Raw genomic sequence first — 16,786 nt, 5'->3', positions numbered from 1 at the left:
ATGGAATGCCCCACCCAACACAACATATAGTATGTCCATCAGCTGCGACCGATACAACATATAGCGTTATCCACAGAAACGGGGGATAAGTGACGGGGCAGGGGGGCGGTTAGGTAAACTGCGGGTTTTACCGAATGCCCGATAATCGTGAGCAGGGATGAAGGGCCGTTATGCAGGATTAGCAGGGATGGTTGACGGAAACGTCATAATACAATACTATTGTTAGCGAGCGAGAAGCCAACTGCATCAGGGTGCAACAGTTGGTGGAAGGACCCCATAGAATCCCTGAATTCTGTGCCAGGGTGAGACCTCACACCTCCCGTCTGAAGGTGTAAAATAAACAGGCCTAGATCCCACAGGCCGCCATTGAAAAATGGCGGCTTTTTTAATGCCTTTTATAAAGCAAAGTACCCTGGCGATGTTTATTGAGGCTTTTCGCGTCAGTGTGCATAAAATTCCAGAGCACTTTCCCTTCCCACGGAGCAACCACTACAAGCATTTGACGTTTTTGGCTGTAGGCTCCGATAAACAGGTATCGCACCATACCGTCGTCATACATGGATTCCCATACTTCATATGGGTGTTCAAGCGTATCAAGAGCAAGAAGAATGTAGCGCTCACGGGCATCAAGTCGCTTTTCAACGATGTGTGCGAGACTGCTTCGCATTATGTTAATCGTTCCGATAGGGCTGCTTTTAGGCACAAGTAACATATCGCTCTCGAAAAATCCCATATATGTTTCAAGCAAGACGATAGCGCCTTCTAAGCTATTTGCCTGTTCAATTTCAGGAATGCTTTCGCGGCGAAACTCGCTTTCTAAAGTTCTCAGGTCAGGAAGCCCTAGTTCTTTAAAAGGAACTAACCCCTGTATGGCTTTTGCCACCATTTTTTTATCCTTGCAGCTGCTTTAGTGGCAAATTTTATCATATCTGCATCCGTTTCCCGAAAAGCACCTACCCGGTTTAACCGTACCAACGTCAACATCCGTGAAATCCCGCCTCTTCAGCAAGGCATACTCGCCGCGTTGTGTCTTGCTAGTCTTGTTCTGCTAGACCGGTTGGTTATCTTCTTTACTATGCACAATTTGTACAGGTATCTTTACGAAAAAAATTGTTCCTTCCCCAATAGTAGAACGAGCTTTGAATGACCCTTTTAGCAAATCGATATGACTCTTAATTATTGTGAGACCAAGACCTAGTCCTTGTTTTGTATCTCTTTCTGCTCCTTGATTAAATGGCTGGATAAATTTACCAATCTTATTTATGTCGAATCCATTACCAAAATCTTTAACTTTTATATACAAATAACCACTGAATATCCTCAGGTGAAGGTGTATTATGTCGTTTTGACTGTTTTTATTTGAGTTATCCAACAAATTATTGATGATAGATTGTACTTTTTTCTTATCTGTACGGATGAGTGCATTTTTTGGAGAGATACGTACCTTTAACGAGTTATCATTTCTCTTTACAAAAGAATGGATGGCGTCAGTTGTTATTTGGTTTAGAACGAAAGGCTCGGTTTGAATGAAAGAATTTCCCATTTCTATTTTAGAATATTCTAAAACATCAAGTGTCTGAGAAGTAATCTTATTTGCGTGAAAGTTTATTATGTCTAAATACTTTTGGATATCTTTTTTATTTGCTTCGTCGTTAATTACATCAGTAGCAAATTGTATCTTTTGAATAGAAGATGCTAGTTCGTGGTATATGGATGAAATAAATATATTTTTGTTTTTTAGCGTTTTCTTTAATCGGGCACTGTGTCGCCATAGAAGGATAAATAAGGTGCATGTTAGAAAAATAGCAAGTAATGATGATATTTCCGCATCTAATGAGTTGTCAGAAATTATTTCTTTTATCTGACTAAAGTTATTAATTTGTATTCTGTAAATGCTCTCCTGTAAATCCAAAAGAGTTGGCCGCATGGTATCCATATACATCAAGGCCGATTGCCTTTTTTCATCTATGCTTCCCTTGGAGTTTAATATTTTATCAAGCTCAGCGCTTTGTTTAATTAATTTATTTATTGAAGTATAAAAATCCTCATCCTTAAAAAAGGATTTAGTATTCAATGAGTTATTATTGAGAATTTCTATCTTTGAATCAAATATTGATTTTTTTGATAAAATATTGCTGCCATCACTTAGGTCTAATATTGAAATTTTTAGTCTTTCAAAAGAAAGAAAAATAATCTCTGCAATTGAATAATTATCTAGATTAGGATCAAGGTTTTGGTACTGTTCTTTGATGTTGTTGAATTTTATTACTGTTAATGTAATTACTATCATGAAAGCCATGATGATAATACATGCGACAGAAATTACTCTTCTCATTATTTAACCTCAATTCTACTTATTTGCCAAACTGTTTTTGCATCAACATCAAATTTCTTAAGTTCTGGATGGTCATCGCGAGGAAAAATAGAGACGAATGGGCCGAGTTCTGAGGTTTTGATTTTCTCTCCATTCTTTAGGTATGCCAAGATGGCATTGTACTTGTAAAGTTCATCTATAGCTATGCTATAGCTATAATCATCGAGTGCATAAATCCTTATTTTATTTCCCTTAATGTCGTACAACTTAAATAAGTCGCTAAATCTTACGCCTGAGAATATTGCTGTAGATGTGTAGTTAGTGGCGGTTCTGATTTTATGTATAGGTAGTTTTCTAAGCGTTTCAGTACTAATGGATATATTTTTATTGTTAGTGTTTAGTGTAAGTGATTCAGCATGTGTTGAAGCTGATAGTAAAACAAAAAGAAAAAAAAGTGCTTTGTAATACATTTCTTATACCTCGCGGCGCATAATAAGTTGTCCATATTCATCCATGCCATCAGCATACCATCCATTTTTTTTATAAAAAAATTCTGCATTAGAACCTTTATCTGTGGTCAGCATTATAGAGTGTATATCTTTTTCAGCAAACCAATTGGTAATTTTTTCGATCAAATTTCTACCTATACCATTCCTTTGAAATTCGGGCTTAACAAACAATCCCCCAATTAATGGTTCAGGAGCAAAAATCCCGAATCCGTATCCTAGATATTCATTTCCTGACTTACAGATCCATCCACCTCCTTGTCTAATGTCTTCAACTGCCTGTTTTCTTTGTAGGTATTTTATTTGGTGTGCATGCAGAAGGTTTTCTGTTACCGAAAATCTAATCTCGTAGAGATCTTTGAGATGATGAGGTTCAAGTCTTAAGTATGTAATTTTCATTTTATCTTCTCAGTAAAATAAATTCGATATCAGTATTGAAGAAATGATATAAGTTCTTGTCGGTTTTTCTATAAGTTCTACACCATATTTTATTATTGCATCTCCTACTTCATGCTCTCTTTGGTTTAATTGTCCTGTCAGTAATATTACAGGTATGTTATTATTGGATTCTCGTATTTCTTTAATTATACTTTCAGATGTTTGATTATAGTCAAGAAGCCAGTCAATTATATAACAGTCATAAGCGTTGTTTTCCTTTAATGAATTTAATAACTTATCCTTGGCTGCGAAGGTATGCGCATCGATACCTAAACGATTTGATAAATCATACAACAATTCAAGTATTTCACTATCGTTATCCAGGATGGCTAATTTAGGGGCAGGCAGGAAATCTATCTTCTTGACCTTATATTTATTTTCATTACTTTCATTGTTTCTTTGATCAACTACATAGAGATTATCTTTTTTGATTGCATAGTTATTATTTGGCAGGATGAATTCAACTGCACAAGGTTCAACTTCAACATTACATCTAACATGCATATCATTCATGATGAAAAGGCCATTATGACTCTTTATATTATCAAATGACATGTTGAAGTAACTATAAATTTTCTTCATTTCTGCGAATGTAATGCCTCTTTTCTCGTCTAGTTTTTGCTTGGCGCTCTGGTATTTTATGCCAAGAATTTCGGCCATAGTAGATGCGTGTTTTCTTCTATCAATACCTTTTTTCTGAAGAAGCTCCCGGATCATTTCTGTGTGCTTTTTATTCAATTTTAGCATCCTGAGTATCTTATGGAGTTCATTTTGAACATTAAACGAGCCTAAGTTTGAGGCATATGATTAAAGGATACACTATTCCGTGCAAAGTCAGGAGGTTTTTATCAGTAAGGTATTGATATTAAATCGCAAACCAAAGGTAATCAAAAGGTTTTCATAAAAAATATCAAAAAAAACTCAAAAACTACTCGAAAAGTATTCATGTTGGTCTAGAATCTATAAACGTTCCGTATGTTGCGCATTGTTAAACATATGAATTTTTACTTATCAAGGGATGATGCAATGCGCTATCTGTTGATTTAGAGAATATCCCCCATTGGGCGCGATATAGGGCGGGTTTTACCCTAAGGTAGGCAACAAAGACATGATAACTGTTGCACCGTAGGCACATAGGTTTGAGAGGATGGTTATGCAGATTTCAAGTTTAATCTACGAAAAAGTCTTTCCATTCATCATATTGCCTAGTTTCATGGATCAGAAATACCCGTTTACCCTGAACTTGTTCTGGGTCATGTATGATGGTTTTTCGCCGCTCAGTCCATAACAAAAATCCAAGTGGTCGCTCAGTAGGTAAGTAGCTTTCAGGAGTTCTTGAACATAGTAAGACCTTATCACTTAATACTGTGGCGAATAGCCCATCTCCATACATTCTTTCGGTCACAAGATATCGAGTCTTATCTTCTAGGAACAATTCAGAATGGAATAATCGCAGCCGGAAATATTCCAACAAAACCGGGACATAGATAGTTTTTGGGTTAAGAATACCTCCTTGACCAAAAACCAACCAATCGTGATTTATACCCAGTCCAATAGCCAACGCACTCGAATTTTTGTAGGTGGGTACATTATTACGGATTATATGACTAATAGTGGCTTTAGAAACGCCAGTTTTTTGTGCCGCTTCTGCCTGGTTTATTCCTAGATTATCGAGAACTTTTGCAAGTCGTTCGCCTAGTTTATTTAGCATATCACTTAACCATTAGCTTAAAGGTAGTTGGATAGATTGAACGGTTATCCTGATGTAAGCAATTGAGTTGTAAATATAAATATTATAAAAAATATAATTCATGTTTTTAGTATAAAATTTATTTGATGTATCTAATTTATTGCAATACACTTTGAGTAAGTAAAGTTGGTTGCTAGATAAAAAATACTGTGCATTTGCATAGTGATACTTTTGTAAGGTTTTGATTTTTATTATATCCACCATTGGGCGCGATATAGGGCGGGCTTTACCCTAAGGTAGGCAATGATGAAAAATTGGTATCTATTGTACTGTCAGACGCAGAAGTTCGAGAGGGTAGTTATGCGGATCTCAAGTTTTGGCATTCCCTGCTATTTTCCTCTTGAGACGCGCATTTGTGCGCGCCGCGATCGAAATTCAAAGCGGATCGTGGAAAAACCGTTGTTCCCCGGATATCTGTTTGTCCATTTTGACCCCGAAATTGTCCACACAACGACGATCACTGATATTCCTGGCGCTCACAGCTTTATTCGTTTTGGGGGGATGCCCTGCGTCGTCGCTCCCAGTGTTATCGAGGGGTTTAAGTGCGCCCGCTTGATGCGACTCGACCATCAAGATTCAGCAGTTGAATGCGCCAACATTTCCAGTGAATTAATTACCCAAATCAGCACTATCTACGAGATACAGAATTCAACCGCAAGAAACGTGGAGTTGATCCGCCTGCTTGAATCTGATTCAGCGCAGGTTGAATTAAAGCAGGGGAAAACACGTATCTATAGTGCTATCCCTGGCCGCCAAAGTCGGCTGTTGGATATCCAATATCCACTTTCGCGACTTTAGATTTCCTCCGTTGTCCTGATTGATTTCAGGACACGCGACGACGGCGATACAGGTCGGGTTCCCATGGCGACGCAGTGAGGGAGAGGTGGCATAGGGCATCACTAAGTTCCGGTTTGCGCCCGGTTAACGCATCAGTAAGCACAAAACGACGTAACACTGCCGCCTGAGGTGGAGAAGTAAACCAGGCTCTAAACCAAAGCAGATTAATGAGTCTGCTCTGTTTTAAACGCTCTTTCACTCTACAGAAGCCACCGACAACGTGGCGAACCATTTCCAAGATGTTTTTGGGGTGTGGTGGGCTGGATATGAGATACAGCCAACACCAGGGGCAACGCCTGCTCACAATACCACCAAAACCCGTTTGATTTAATCCGAGGTAGCCATGAAATTAAGTGATCTCCCAGAAGGCGTGCAAGTGGTTGCAGCGGAAACGCTTAGCCAGATCATCGCGATGAATGTATACGACGAAGACAACACGCTTGAACGTGCTGATTTTATCGCCAAGGCATTCCTGGCGCTGTATCAGCGCGAGCGTGAGGATTATGAAAAAAAATTTAGCCCGATCCAAAAAACCGTAACAAAAGGAGAACCAATGCCAAATATTTCCCCAATTAAACAGTCACGTCCTAGCAAAGTGCTTTATCTGGGCGCGGAGCGGTGTCAAAGGCTGCGCCGGTGTTCTGTTGAGGTGAGTTTCCATTCAGGACATACGGTAAGTACTTCTCAATTTACTCAATATTTAATTGATAAATTTGATGAAGTCGCTAAAAAGACCTTGATAGAGGAGCTTAAACATTCAAACGTGAGGTAGCGCCGTGCTTTCAACCACTGCATTCCTTGCGGTGGCAATGCAATGCGCTGCTACCGTTCACCCGGATACGGCACTTGATGTAGCAAGAGCAGAATCAGGATTTAACCCCCTCGCCATTGCTGAAATCATACCCAGGGCAGAACGCAGACCCGGTGTTAACAGTGTCATTTCCTATCTACCCACTAACAGGTCAGACGCAGTAAATATTGTCAGACTGATAGAAGCCAGAAAGCGGCGGTATTCAGTCGGACTGATGCAAATCACCAGTGCCAACTTTTCCCGATTCAAGGTAACCGCTGAAAACCTGTTTTCACCCTGCACCAACCTCTCCATTTTCGAAAAAATCATCACCGACTGTTACCAGCGAGGTGGCTCCCTGAAAAGGGCGCTGAGTTGCTATTACAGCGGAAATTTCAATACCGGTCTGAGACCGGAAAAAGCATTCCGACAGACCAGCTATGTACAACGCATTGGGTATTCACCACCAGATAACGGCTATCGCGTGCCGAGTACCAGGGAAGACAGACAGGGCCGGGGGGCTGTGCCAGTGACCCCACCCCCATCATCGCCAGTCTTTGAATCCTGGGATGTGCTGCGTGAATACCCACGTTCGGAAAAACCCGAAGAAAACCTGATTGAGACAAAGGAAAATCCGCATGACGACGTTCAAAAATCTGCTTAACACGCTAACCCCTGCCCGGCTCTACGCGCTGCTGGTGATGACCCTGCCGCTGTATGCGTCCGCCACCTGGTATGACCCCATCGTCAATTTCGCGCGCGAGTTTCAGACGGCGCTCATTATTATCGGCGGGGTCATGGCCATTGGCTCGCTGGTCTACGTTGGCATGTGCTGGATCATCGCTCGCATGGCTGGCACATCCGAGACAACGGCAATGGATTACGTCAAACAGATTGCCGTTATCGGTACTGTGGGGGGAGCGATTGCCGCAGCGACCTGGGCTTATCAGATTTGGGGAGGGAAAATCAGCTGATGGAAGAAGACCAGACCCTCAAGTTTGATACGCACAATGGGATGGCCCGTGTCGCCATGACGGCGGGCATACCTGTCTTCGCTTTACTGTTTCTGTTGATGGGCGGGGTTATTTCACTCTTTGTTGGCGTCTACATGCTGGGATGGGGAGGTTTGCTGTTTGCGACACCGTTCATTCTTGTCCTGATAGTTCTACGGTTGATCTGCCAGAAAGACGACAAGGCATTTCGCCGCTGCTGGTTCTGGTGGCAACGCAAAATGCTGGATCGTCGATATGGCCGGTTGCTGCTGCTGACCCCCCGTAATTCTGTATGGAGAATCAAAAATGCAAGGCGTTCCATTCAAAAACGCATTATCGCCGGGGAATAAGCCCCTGCGCTTTCCCTGGCTCGGCTATCACGTTCATCCCGAAATCTGTACGCTGGGCGATTCTCAGTTGCTGGCGCTTCTGCGTTTCAAGGGGGTACCACACGATACCCGCGACCAGCGCACCCTGAACAAGGAGTTCCTGCATCAGGATCGCTGTTTCAAGGCCATCGGCAAGCAGGAAGGAAACCACCTGAAGGTGCAGACCTACACATTCAAGCAGCGGATACACCTTGAGCAGGAATACCAGTTGGCGCTACCGGTTCTCCAGGCGTTGACCGATACCTACACCGAGCCGTTTCGTCACGGCGCATTTCGCCAGGTTGGCTACGCGATGGCGCTCATGCTCAAGTATCGCGATCTGGATGATGGTATCAAACGCCTGAGCGAATTGGTGGCCATCTGCCGGGAAACGCTGGGTGATTTCGGCGTAACCGTGATGGGAATGGAGGAGCGGGAGGGCAGAGTGTACAGCCAGATCGGGCGGTTCTATACGTCCATCCTCAATGGCGTCGAGCAGGATGTGCCGATCACCGATACCTGTCTGGGTGAGGCCATTATCGAGAGTGAGACGTCATTCGGTGCCTACGATTATGTGGAGAACCGCCCCTACAAAGGCCCACCGCGTTTTGCCTCTACCTATGATTTGCGCGACTACCCGACTCCCTCTTCACCGGGTATGTGGGACGAAGTGTTGGAAGAGCAATGCGATTTTTGCCTGGTGCAGACGTTTCACTTTGAAGATCGCAATCGCATCAAGCGCCGACTGCGGTCGCAGATGTCTGACCTCACATCGACGGAAGGCGAGTCTGACCAGACTAAGGAGCTGAAGGAGAGCGTGCAGGAAGTCACCCAGGGCAAGAAAGTGTTTGGTGAGTATTGCGCAAGCCTGATTGTTTTTGGTGAAACGGCGGAAGAGGCGGTTAACCACGGTGCCAGAATGCAGGCACTCATGTTGTCAAAGAACACGGGATTTGTGCGGGCAACCAGCTCCAATTATGCCTCCTGGTTGATGCTCTTTCCAGGGTATGCCGATGTGATTTACGCCATGCCGAAATCTACCGCCAACCTCGCCTGTGGGTTTTCTCTGCACGCGACGCCGACCGGCAAGGCACAGGGCAATCCACCGGGCGATGGCTCAGCATTGATGCCGATGATGACCGAGAACGGTGGGCTGTTCTTCTTGAATGCCCATGACAGCCCACCAGGGGTAAACAGTACCGGGGACAAGTTACCGGGTCACATGACCAACATGGCCATGACCGGGGCGGGAAAAACCACGATTGAGGCATTGGAGCTGGTGTTCTTCAGTCGCTGGGATCCGATGGTTTTTTGCCTTGATTACAATCACTCGCTGGAAAATGTGCTGAGGGCCATCAATACGCACTACTTCACTATTTGTAGTGGTCAACTAAAACTGGCCACCGCGTTAGAGTTTTTCCAGTATCGGTTTTCCGATTCGTTTGGTGGTAACCCACCGTTATATTCATGCGGCCTGAGCGCGCTGTAATACCCAACGATATAGTCCGTTATTGCGTGGGCTGCATCGCTGAAGTTTATGTAACCCGTCACCGGTACCCATTCGTTCTTCAGACTCCTGAAGAAGCGCTCCATTGGGCTATTATCCCAGCAGTTTCCACGCCGACTCATACTCTGTCTGATCCGATACCTCCACAGTGACTGCCGGAACTGTCTGCTTGTGTAATGGCTGCCCTGATCGCTGTGGAACATCACTCCGGCTGGTTTTCCCCGGGCCTCCCACGCCATCTCCAGCGCTTTGATGGTCAGCCTGCTGTCCGGTGAGAACGACATTGCCCAGCCCACCGGTTTTCTCGCGAACAGGTCGAGAACAACGGCGAGGTAGGCCCAGCGCCTGCCTGTCCAGATATAGGTCACATCGCCACACCACACCTGATTAGGCTCTGTCACTGCGAACTGCCGCTCAAGGTGATTCGGGATAGCGATGTGTTCAAGGCCACCGCATTTATACCGATGAGTGGGCTGTTGACAACTGACCAGCCCCAGCTCTTTCATGAGCCTGCCGGCGAGCCATCGTCCCATCCTGAAGCCCTTCATGGTTGCCATAGTTGCGATACTCCTTGCGCCAGCAGAGCCATGGCTGACGCTATGCAGTTCCAGTACCTGGCTGCGTAATACAGCTCGTCTGCCATCTGGTTTTTCAGGACGGTTTTTCCAGTATTTGTAGCTGCTGCGATGAACCCCGAACACGTGGCAGAGTGTGACCACCGGATAATGCGCTCTGAGTTTCCCGATTATCGAGAACTGTTCAGGGAGTCTGACATCAAGAGCGCGGTAGCCTTTTTTAATATTTCGTTTTCCATTTCAATACGTTGTATTTTTTTCCTCAGCTCACGTATTTCAATTTGTTCAGGAGTAATGGGAGAGGCTTTAGGTATTTTTCCCTGCCGCTCATCACGCAACTGCTTCACCCATCGCGTCATTGTGGAAAGGCCGACATCCATAGCACTGGCTGCATCTGCCACGGTGTAGTTCTGGTCAACGACCAGTTGAGCGGATTCGCGTTTGAACTCTGCACTGAAATTTCTTTTTTTCATTGAAGCACCTGTAATGTCCTGAGGTGAGCATATCACCTCTGTTCAGGTGGCCAAATTCAGTGTGCCACTACAAAGGAAAGGTACTGGCCGCACTGAGCGGACGTGAGATGCGCGATGATGTGTTCAATACCCTGACCCGTAGTGGCAGCGACATAAGGATATTTACCGCAATGGGCGCAGACCTGGGAGAAGCAAAACTGGCCCGTAGCCCGGCAGTTCAGGTGATTAGCGCCCAGGTGGAAGCGGCCACCGGCGCAAAAGGTGTTGATGCCGCGCTTAAAGTAGCCAGAGAACTTCCGCGTGCACCGGCCGCGCAGGCTGTTTACCTGGCACTGAGTCAAGTGCAGCATGAAAAAACAGCCTTCCTGGCTCCAGAGCTGCTCAGTGCTGCGCTCAGTATTAATTCAGCGGTAAGCATTCCGGCTGTCCAGTCCGAGATAAATCGTCAGGTACAGGACGGTGAACTTATCCGGCTGGGATCCGGGCTGATGCTGCCCAAATCCACCTTTGAAACGGAAAAGGCCATTCTGCGTCATATCGCTGAAGGTAAAGGCAACGTCGCGCCGCTGATGGCGTCAGTGCCTGAAATGCACCTCATGGGGCTGACGGCAGGGCAGTGCGCTGCCACGCGCATGGTGCTGGAAAGTACCGACCGCTTTACGGCGGTGCAGGGTTATGCCGGTGTGGGTAAAACCACACAGTTTAAAGCCATGCTGGCCGCAATGGAGACGTTGCCTGAGAGTCAGCGACCGGAGGTGGTGGGTCTTGCGCCCACTCACCGGGCCGTTGAGGAAATGAAAAGCACGGGTGTCCGGGCGCAGACGCTGGAGTCCTTTATCTGGGAAGACAGACAGGCCCGGATGAGCGGTGAGAAACCGGACTACAGCAATACGCTGTTCCTGATTGACGAGGCGTCACTGATTGGCAACCGGGCGATGAGTGAAGCTTACCAGGCAATCGCCAGCGGTAGCGGTCGGGCTATTACCAGCGGTGATGATGCACAGTTGCGGGCCATCGAGCCGGGACAACCGTTCCGGCTGATGCAGCAGCGCAGTGCCATTGATACGGCAGTTATGAAAGAAATCGTGCGGCAGACGCCGGAACTTCGGGAAGTGGTCTATGCCATGATTGAAGGTCAGCATGCACTCGCGCTGGAGAAAGCTGAAAACGTTTCACCAGATGTGGTACCGAGGGGCATCGGCGCGTTTATGCCTGCTTCTTCCGTTGAGCAGATAAATCCGGATGACAAACAGGCTCAGGCGCTATGTGAAGCCAAATTACCCGTCAGCGTGACGGAAGCGATAGCGGCTGATTTCGTCGGTCGCACCGCTGAAGCCCGTGAAAATACGCTGATAGTGGCGCATCTGAATTCGGACAGGCAAATCATAAACGGCATGATACATGAAAAACTGCACAGGATGGGGGTAACTGAAGGTGAGTATTTGGTCAAAGTCCTGCGTCCGGTTCGTGTCCGACACAATGAACTACGGAGCCTGAAGGGATGGGCCGAACAGACGGGGAGAATTGCGCTGATTAACCGTGAGTACTGGACAGTGGGAGGCACTGACCAGCAGAACGGGCTGGTTACGCTTGTCGGACACGAGGGGCGTGAGAAAATCATTTCACCTTTCGAGAACAGTACCGAAGATGCGCAGATCTATATGCCTGAAGCTATCTGCGTCAGCAAGGGCGACCGGATGCGGTTTACGCGATCCGATGCTGAACGTGGTTATACCGGTAACAGCGCCTGGAACGTGGAGCAGATCGACGAACTAAGCATGCTTCTTCGTAGCCAAGATGGTCAGCTAACACGGCGTCTCAATCTGAAAGATCCGGCAGACATGCACACCGATCTGGGGTATGCCGTTACAGCACACGCTGCGCAGGGGGCAAGCTCCCGGTTTGTCATCACGCTTGAAGGGATGGCAGGAGCGCGAAAGCGGATGGCAACAAAGGAAAGTGGTTACGTCACGCTGTCCCGCACAAAAGAGCATGTGCAGGTCTATACCGATGACAGGGCCGGATGGCTAAGTGAAATCAGTAAAATCAAGGGCGACCGTACAGCCCACGATTTTCTGATGGCTGGCGAGGATCGGATGAGCAGAACGGCAGAGGGCATTCTGTCCTGGGCCTCGCCCCTTACTGCGGTTGCGGCAGGACGGGCGCTGCTAAAGAACTATGGGCTGGCGGAAGGTGACTCCCAAGGCTTCTTTGTGCCAGGTGCCAGGCGGTATCCGGAACCCGGTCTGGCGTTTGCGTTGTGGGACAGTAACGGCAACCGCGCTGGAGTCGTCATTATGACCATAAATTCGGATGAGCGAAACGGGGTGACGTTGACAGGTGATTTTAGGGTTATTGGCAGCAATGATGCGAGATTTGCCGGAATTCAGCAAAGCAGAAACGGTGACGTTCGCATTGCGGCCAGTCTCCCGGAAGGATTGCAGCTCGCACAACAGAATCCCGACATTGGTGTGATTGTCAGGATAGAAGGTGATGGTTTGCCTCTCAATATGAGTCGAATCATCGGTGCTGATCACGTTATTGATGAGAAAGTGATCGCGCAGCTTGCCAGTAATGCGGCAGAGAAACCGGAGGACACCATTCCCTTTATTCCAGAACCGAAGGAAAACGTTGAGCAGAAAGCAGAACGGCTTGCCCGCCAGGCGCAGGAGAAATCGGGTAAAGGTGAGCAAGATATCCGTCCAGAGGAGGTGAACGCTGCCATCAATGAAAAGGATGACGAACCCCTGGCCGAATGGCGGGCCAGTAATCAGGAAGAGAGGCTTACCTGGCGCGATATTGCGGCGGCGTTGGGGGATAACGGGAAAGAGAAAGATCCTGAATCAGAAACTACCCCAGAGCAGGATCTTCGCTTGAAGCAAGCCGAGCGAATGATAGTGAAAGGGAAGTCATTTGAAGATTGACAGCTTGAGTTATCGCTTTTTACATAAACAATACTTATCATTTTGACATCCCTACTTTGAGTACGTTTGAGTCTATACCCCCTTTGATAAAAAGGGGTGTGCTTAATTTCATTAAAAAACAGGTGCTTTTACCTTTTCAGTGTAAATGAGGAAGATTGATGAACAGTAATACTAAAAAAATAGTGATGGTTTCACTTGTCAGCGCAGCGCTGACACTCACCGGATGCAGCGCAATGAGTACTGCGATCAAGAAGCGTAACTTAGAGGTCAAGACGCAGATGAGCGAGACCATCTGGCTTGAGCCTGCCACCGAGCGTACCGTTTATCTACAAATCAAAAATACTTCCGACAAGGATATGAGCCAGTTACAAGCCAAGATCGCCGATGCCGTGCGTGGAAAGGGCTACACCCTTGTTACTAACCCAGCCGCGGCGTATTACTGGATCCAGGCCAATGTGCTCAAGGCGGATAAAATGGATCTGCGCGAGGCGCAGGGTTTTTTAAGCAAGGGGTATGAAGGTGCCATCGCAGGGGCTGCATTGGGTTCGGGTATCACTGCCTACAACTCAAATTCAGCCGGGGCCACATTAGGACTCGGCCTGGCTGCCGGTTTGGCGGGAATGGCCGCTGATGCTCTTGTTGAAGATATCAATTACAGCATGGTGACTGATGTCCAGATTGCAGAACGTACTGCCGCCACCGTGCGAACCGATAACGTGGCGGCCTTGCGCCAGGGTAATTCTGGTACCAAGGTACAGACCAGCACTCAGCAGGGTAATCAGCATAAATATCAAACCCGCGTGGTTTCCAATGCCAACAAGGTCAACCTCAAGTTTGAGGAAGCCAAGCCAGTACTGGAAGATCAACTGGCCAGGTCGATCGCCAATATCTTGTGATCACCCTTACGTACTAACGCCGCGTTAAGAGCAGGCTACCGCCTTCGCTGTGCTCAGTTGGTCAACGTCAGGGGCGGAGAAAAGCAAGTTTTCCCCGCCCCTGACGTTCCGGCCAAGAACCGCAGGACATCAATAGCCTGGTCAAGCCACCCTTCTTTCTTTGACTTTTTTTATCCGCACACTGTGTTTGATCCTGGCTGGATGCAGCAGAGGTATCAGGCGGCTGGAGTGTTTGCTCAAGGCTAACGTATCAAGAGGCTGTCTGGTCTGGTGATGACGTACATCAAGACTGATCCCTACCTTTGATACGCGCTTTGACGCATAAATTTCTCAGGAGCGTTGAGATGAGAGAACACCTATTTATCGGGGCGTTGATGGTGACCCTGGTCTTGCCTGCGGGCGTAACCTGGGCCACGCCGTCCTTTGATGTCGGATTTTCACCGGAGGGAGCCGCGCAGCAACGGGTTATCCATTTACTGGCGGAGGCCCAGACGAGCATTCGGCTGATGGGCTACAGCTTTACATCGCCAGACGTGGTACGCGCCCTGATGGCTGCCCGCCGGCGCGGCGTGGACGTCAGGGTGGGGGTCGACGAAAAGGGCAATCGCAGCAAAGCCAGCCTGGCGGCGATGAACCGGGTCGTTAATGCCGGGATACCGCTGCGAACCCATGACTGTTACCCCCTCCTGCATGACAAGATGATTGTCACCGATGGCCAGAATCTGCAGGTCGGCTCCTTTAACTTTACACGGCGTGCCCGCGCCAATTCCGAGAACGTCCTGGTGGTGCGTGATGTGCCGGCACTGGCCCAAATCTATCTGGCGCACTGGCAGTCACGTTGGGATGAGGGAGCCGACTGGACTTCTTCCTACTAGTCTGTGACTTCCGCTGGGTATTACCCGCCCGCCTGCGGGTGATACCTCCCGGTCTGCCTGCCCTGCTGCCCACCCTACCCTGCCTGGTTAATTTCACCCCGTATGCGCTGTATTTTTCACCATAATAGGGGATCGGGCTGGATCAAGGGCGATTTAGCAGGTATGCTTTCTGGCACGCGCTGTAATATTGTTAACCAATATCAGCCTAGCCGGACGGGATCATGTGTGTGGTGGCTGTATTCTGGCCTTATACCGATGTGTGACCCCGTTTTCCGGACAGCGGAACAGATTTGATGGATGGGACGTATCCTTAAACGTCCGGGTGACGCGGCCTGGTTTAACCGGTCGCCGAATGCAAAAACCCCCCGATTCTGTCATCAACTTGGCGGCTGAAATCAGATATCGAGGGGTCGTTAGCAGGCTGCTGGCCTGTGAAGGATTATAACGCATGCCTATCAGAAGACAACCCCTGTCCGCCATAAGATTGGGACAGGGTGAATGACAACAGTGTAGCGCTTCAGGCGCCCCCCCCGTTTTCATATCGCCCGACCCGGCGTGGCGAGGCCAATCGCCAGCGTAAAGGTCAGACCAAAACACACCGTAACCACCAACCCCACTTTACCGGCAAACCGCCGCGCGGCATGGCGTCTAAAGTCGTGGCCTGCATTCGTCACCATGACTGGCGGCGCAATACTGACCTGATAGCGCTGCGCCAAAAGGGCTATACGCCCTACTCGCGGATGTTTGACCGGTCATTTCAACCGAAACCCCTGCGCATCACCGCCCGCTCCGAGAGTCGCGAGGCGCTCAGCGCCCTGTCACTGGTGCTGGCGGCGAACTGTGACTACAGCCCGGACAGCGAGTATATGTTCGAAGTCATGCTGCCGGTGGAAGAAATGGCGCGGCGCATGGGGGTACTGCATGTGTATGACAACGGTCGCAAGGCGTATGACGTGCTGCTCAATGCGTTGCGTGTGCTTGAGCAACTGGATTACGTGGTGGTTCACCGTGACCGCGACAGCGATTCTGGCCAGCACAAGCCGATGCGGGTTTTTCTGACGGAACGCTTTTTCACCTCACGTGGGATGACCGTCGAGAGCGTGCGTCAGTGGCTGCATAACTACCGTCAGTGGGCGATAGCGGCGGGCGTCGCCGAATCCCTGCGGGAGAAATATGAACGGCATCAACTGAAGATGGCCCGCCTGGGGATTGATATTGACCGCTACCATTCGCTGAAAAACCGGCTAAAGAGCATTAAACGCTGGGTGGTCAGCCCGGAGCTGCGAGCCGAGAAGCAGCGTATCATCGCAGAGATTGACGCGTCGCTGGTCGGTCACGAACAACGCCGCGCGTCCCGTCGCAGCAGCGACACGCGTTACCAGCAAGCCTGGTGGCGCTGGACGGCCAGTGACGCCTGTACACCGGTGATGCGCCTGAAAATGGAAAGCGCCCTGAAAACGGAATTCCCCCACCTGCAAACCACGGATGCTGAACAGTATTACCGACTGCTGCTAGAGCGTGCGGGTGTTCCCCTGCCGTAA

General features: G+C 48.2%; 17 protein-coding genes. 10 read left to right on the top strand and 7 right to left on the bottom strand.

The window, feature by feature from the left end:
- Positions 1-385: 385 nt before the first annotated feature.
- From SYMBAF_RS16550 to SYMBAF_RS16525, 6 genes are all read right to left on the bottom strand, one after another.
- Complete coding sequence (locus SYMBAF_RS16550) at positions 386-886, bottom strand: PBECR2 nuclease fold domain-containing protein (RefSeq protein WP_237162995.1); 501 nt, start codon at positions 884-886, stop codon at positions 386-388.
- A 162-nt stretch (positions 887-1,048) separates the two neighbouring features.
- Positions 1,049-2,335 carry a sensor histidine kinase gene (locus SYMBAF_RS16545; RefSeq protein ID WP_040265189.1) on the bottom strand — a complete coding sequence of 429 codons (1,287 nt, stop codon included), beginning with the start codon at positions 2,333-2,335 and terminating at the stop codon, positions 1,049-1,051.
- Positions 2,335-2,784: a putative pterin-binding protein gene (locus SYMBAF_RS16540; protein ID WP_185899941.1), complete on the bottom strand. Its 450-nt coding sequence runs from the start codon at positions 2,782-2,784 to the stop codon at positions 2,335-2,337. Before SYMBAF_RS16540 ends, SYMBAF_RS16545 begins: the two co-directional genes overlap by 1 nt.
- Before the next feature lie 3 nt (positions 2,785-2,787).
- A complete protein-coding gene (locus tag SYMBAF_RS16535) occupies positions 2,788-3,219 on the bottom strand; it encodes a GNAT family N-acetyltransferase (RefSeq protein WP_185899940.1) in 432 nt (143 codons plus the stop codon).
- 9 nt (positions 3,220-3,228) lie between these two features.
- Positions 3,229-4,005, bottom strand: coding sequence for a helix-turn-helix domain-containing protein (locus tag SYMBAF_RS16530; protein ID WP_185899939.1), 777 nt, complete (start codon positions 4,003-4,005; stop codon positions 3,229-3,231).
- A 421-nt stretch (positions 4,006-4,426) separates the two neighbouring features.
- Positions 4,427-4,969 (bottom strand): helix-turn-helix domain-containing protein, encoded by a 543-nt coding sequence (locus tag SYMBAF_RS16525; protein WP_040265217.1) that lies wholly within the window; start codon positions 4,967-4,969, stop codon positions 4,427-4,429.
- Between the two features lie 282 nt (positions 4,970-5,251).
- On the opposite strand from SYMBAF_RS16525, the gene SYMBAF_RS16520 reads away from it, so the two are divergent.
- From SYMBAF_RS16520 to SYMBAF_RS16495, 6 genes are all read left to right on the top strand, one after another.
- Positions 5,252-5,806: a transcription termination/antitermination NusG family protein gene (locus SYMBAF_RS16520; RefSeq protein WP_082026937.1), complete on the top strand. Its 555-nt coding sequence runs from the start codon at positions 5,252-5,254 to the stop codon at positions 5,804-5,806.
- A gap of 382 nt (positions 5,807-6,188) precedes the next feature.
- Entirely contained in the window at positions 6,189-6,617 is a 429-nt protein-coding gene (locus SYMBAF_RS16515) for a hypothetical protein (protein WP_185899938.1), read from the top strand.
- A gap of 4 nt (positions 6,618-6,621) precedes the next feature.
- Positions 6,622-7,299 carry a lytic transglycosylase domain-containing protein gene (locus SYMBAF_RS16510; protein WP_040265215.1) on the top strand — a complete coding sequence of 226 codons (678 nt, stop codon included), beginning with the start codon at positions 6,622-6,624 and terminating at the stop codon, positions 7,297-7,299.
- Positions 7,274-7,609, top strand: a complete 336-nt coding sequence (locus tag SYMBAF_RS16505) for a hypothetical protein (protein WP_052447762.1) — start codon at positions 7,274-7,276, stop codon at positions 7,607-7,609. The genes SYMBAF_RS16510 and SYMBAF_RS16505 overlap by 26 nt, the downstream gene beginning before the upstream one ends.
- Positions 7,609-7,977 (top strand): VirB3 family type IV secretion system protein, encoded by a 369-nt coding sequence (locus SYMBAF_RS16500; RefSeq protein ID WP_237162993.1) that lies wholly within the window; start codon positions 7,609-7,611, stop codon positions 7,975-7,977. Before SYMBAF_RS16505 ends, SYMBAF_RS16500 begins: the two co-directional genes overlap by 1 nt.
- Positions 7,934-9,484, top strand: coding sequence for a VirB4 family type IV secretion/conjugal transfer ATPase (locus tag SYMBAF_RS16495; RefSeq protein WP_082026936.1), 1,551 nt, complete (start codon positions 7,934-7,936; stop codon positions 9,482-9,484). The genes SYMBAF_RS16500 and SYMBAF_RS16495 overlap by 44 nt, the downstream gene beginning before the upstream one ends.
- Here the strand turns inward: SYMBAF_RS16495 and SYMBAF_RS16490 are convergent.
- Positions 9,382-10,550 (bottom strand): IS3 family transposase gene (locus SYMBAF_RS16490; RefSeq protein WP_152609001.1). Its coding sequence is split into 2 segments (ribosomal slippage): positions 9,382-10,301 and positions 10,301-10,550, totalling 1,170 coding nucleotides; the frame shifts between segments, so codons are not numbered across the junction. The genes SYMBAF_RS16495 and SYMBAF_RS16490 overlap by 103 nt on opposite strands.
- Positions 10,551-10,609: 59 nt before the next feature.
- Between SYMBAF_RS16490 and SYMBAF_RS16485 the strand changes: the two genes are divergently transcribed.
- The 4 genes from SYMBAF_RS16485 to SYMBAF_RS16470 all read left to right on the top strand — a co-directional run bounded on the left by SYMBAF_RS16485 (position 10,610) and on the right by SYMBAF_RS16470 (position 16,786).
- The gene (locus SYMBAF_RS16485) at positions 10,610-13,474 is read left to right on the top strand and encodes an AAA family ATPase (RefSeq protein WP_052447761.1); all 2,865 of its coding nucleotides are present in this window, start codon (positions 10,610-10,612) and stop codon (positions 13,472-13,474) included.
- Positions 13,475-13,632: 158 nt separating this feature from the next.
- Positions 13,633-14,370 carry a conjugal transfer complement resistance protein TraT gene (gene traT, locus SYMBAF_RS16480; protein WP_040265211.1) on the top strand — a complete coding sequence of 246 codons (738 nt, stop codon included), beginning with the start codon at positions 13,633-13,635 and terminating at the stop codon, positions 14,368-14,370.
- Between the two features lie 344 nt (positions 14,371-14,714).
- Positions 14,715-15,245, top strand: coding sequence for a phospholipase D family nuclease (locus SYMBAF_RS16475; RefSeq protein WP_040265209.1), 531 nt, complete (start codon positions 14,715-14,717; stop codon positions 15,243-15,245).
- Positions 15,246-15,739: 494 nt separating this feature from the next.
- Positions 15,740-16,786 carry a hypothetical protein gene (locus tag SYMBAF_RS16470; protein WP_052447760.1) on the top strand — a complete coding sequence of 349 codons (1,047 nt, stop codon included), beginning with the start codon at positions 15,740-15,742 and terminating at the stop codon, positions 16,784-16,786.

Source organism: Serratia symbiotica, assembly GCF_000821185.2.
Lineage (GTDB): Bacteria > Pseudomonadota > Gammaproteobacteria > Enterobacterales > Enterobacteriaceae > Serratia > Serratia symbiotica.
The sequence above is the reverse complement of the archived record's forward strand: the minus strand, read 5'-3'. Positions and strand labels throughout refer to the sequence as shown.

Bases quoted from the DNA above. Each gene is read 5' to 3' on its own strand.
- SYMBAF_RS16540 (WP_185899941.1), bottom strand. From the start codon at position 2,784: ATGTATTACAAAGCACTTTTTTTTCTTTTTGTTTTACTATCAGCTTCA.
- SYMBAF_RS16475 (WP_040265209.1), top strand. From the start codon at position 14,715: ATGAGAGAACACCTATTTATCGGGGCGTTGATGGTGACCCTGGTCTTG.
- SYMBAF_RS16550 (WP_237162995.1), bottom strand. From the start codon at position 886: ATGGTGGCAAAAGCCATACAGGGGTTAGTTCCTTTTAAAGAACTAGGG.
- traT (WP_040265211.1), top strand. From the start codon at position 13,633: ATGAACAGTAATACTAAAAAAATAGTGATGGTTTCACTTGTCAGCGCA.
- SYMBAF_RS16505 (WP_052447762.1), top strand. From the start codon at position 7,274: ATGACGACGTTCAAAAATCTGCTTAACACGCTAACCCCTGCCCGGCTC.
- SYMBAF_RS16520 (WP_082026937.1), top strand. From the start codon at position 5,252: ATGATGAAAAATTGGTATCTATTGTACTGTCAGACGCAGAAGTTCGAG.
- SYMBAF_RS16545 (WP_040265189.1), bottom strand. From the start codon at position 2,335: ATGAGAAGAGTAATTTCTGTCGCATGTATTATCATCATGGCTTTCATG.
- SYMBAF_RS16515 (WP_185899938.1), top strand. From the start codon at position 6,189: ATGAAATTAAGTGATCTCCCAGAAGGCGTGCAAGTGGTTGCAGCGGAA.
- SYMBAF_RS16495 (WP_082026936.1), top strand. From the start codon at position 7,934: ATGCAAGGCGTTCCATTCAAAAACGCATTATCGCCGGGGAATAAGCCC.
- SYMBAF_RS16500 (WP_237162993.1), top strand. From the start codon at position 7,609: ATGGAAGAAGACCAGACCCTCAAGTTTGATACGCACAATGGGATGGCC.
- SYMBAF_RS16535 (WP_185899940.1), bottom strand. From the start codon at position 3,219: ATGAAAATTACATACTTAAGACTTGAACCTCATCATCTCAAAGATCTC.
- SYMBAF_RS16530 (WP_185899939.1), bottom strand. From the start codon at position 4,005: ATGCTAAAATTGAATAAAAAGCACACAGAAATGATCCGGGAGCTTCTT.
- SYMBAF_RS16525 (WP_040265217.1), bottom strand. From the start codon at position 4,969: ATGCTAAATAAACTAGGCGAACGACTTGCAAAAGTTCTCGATAATCTA.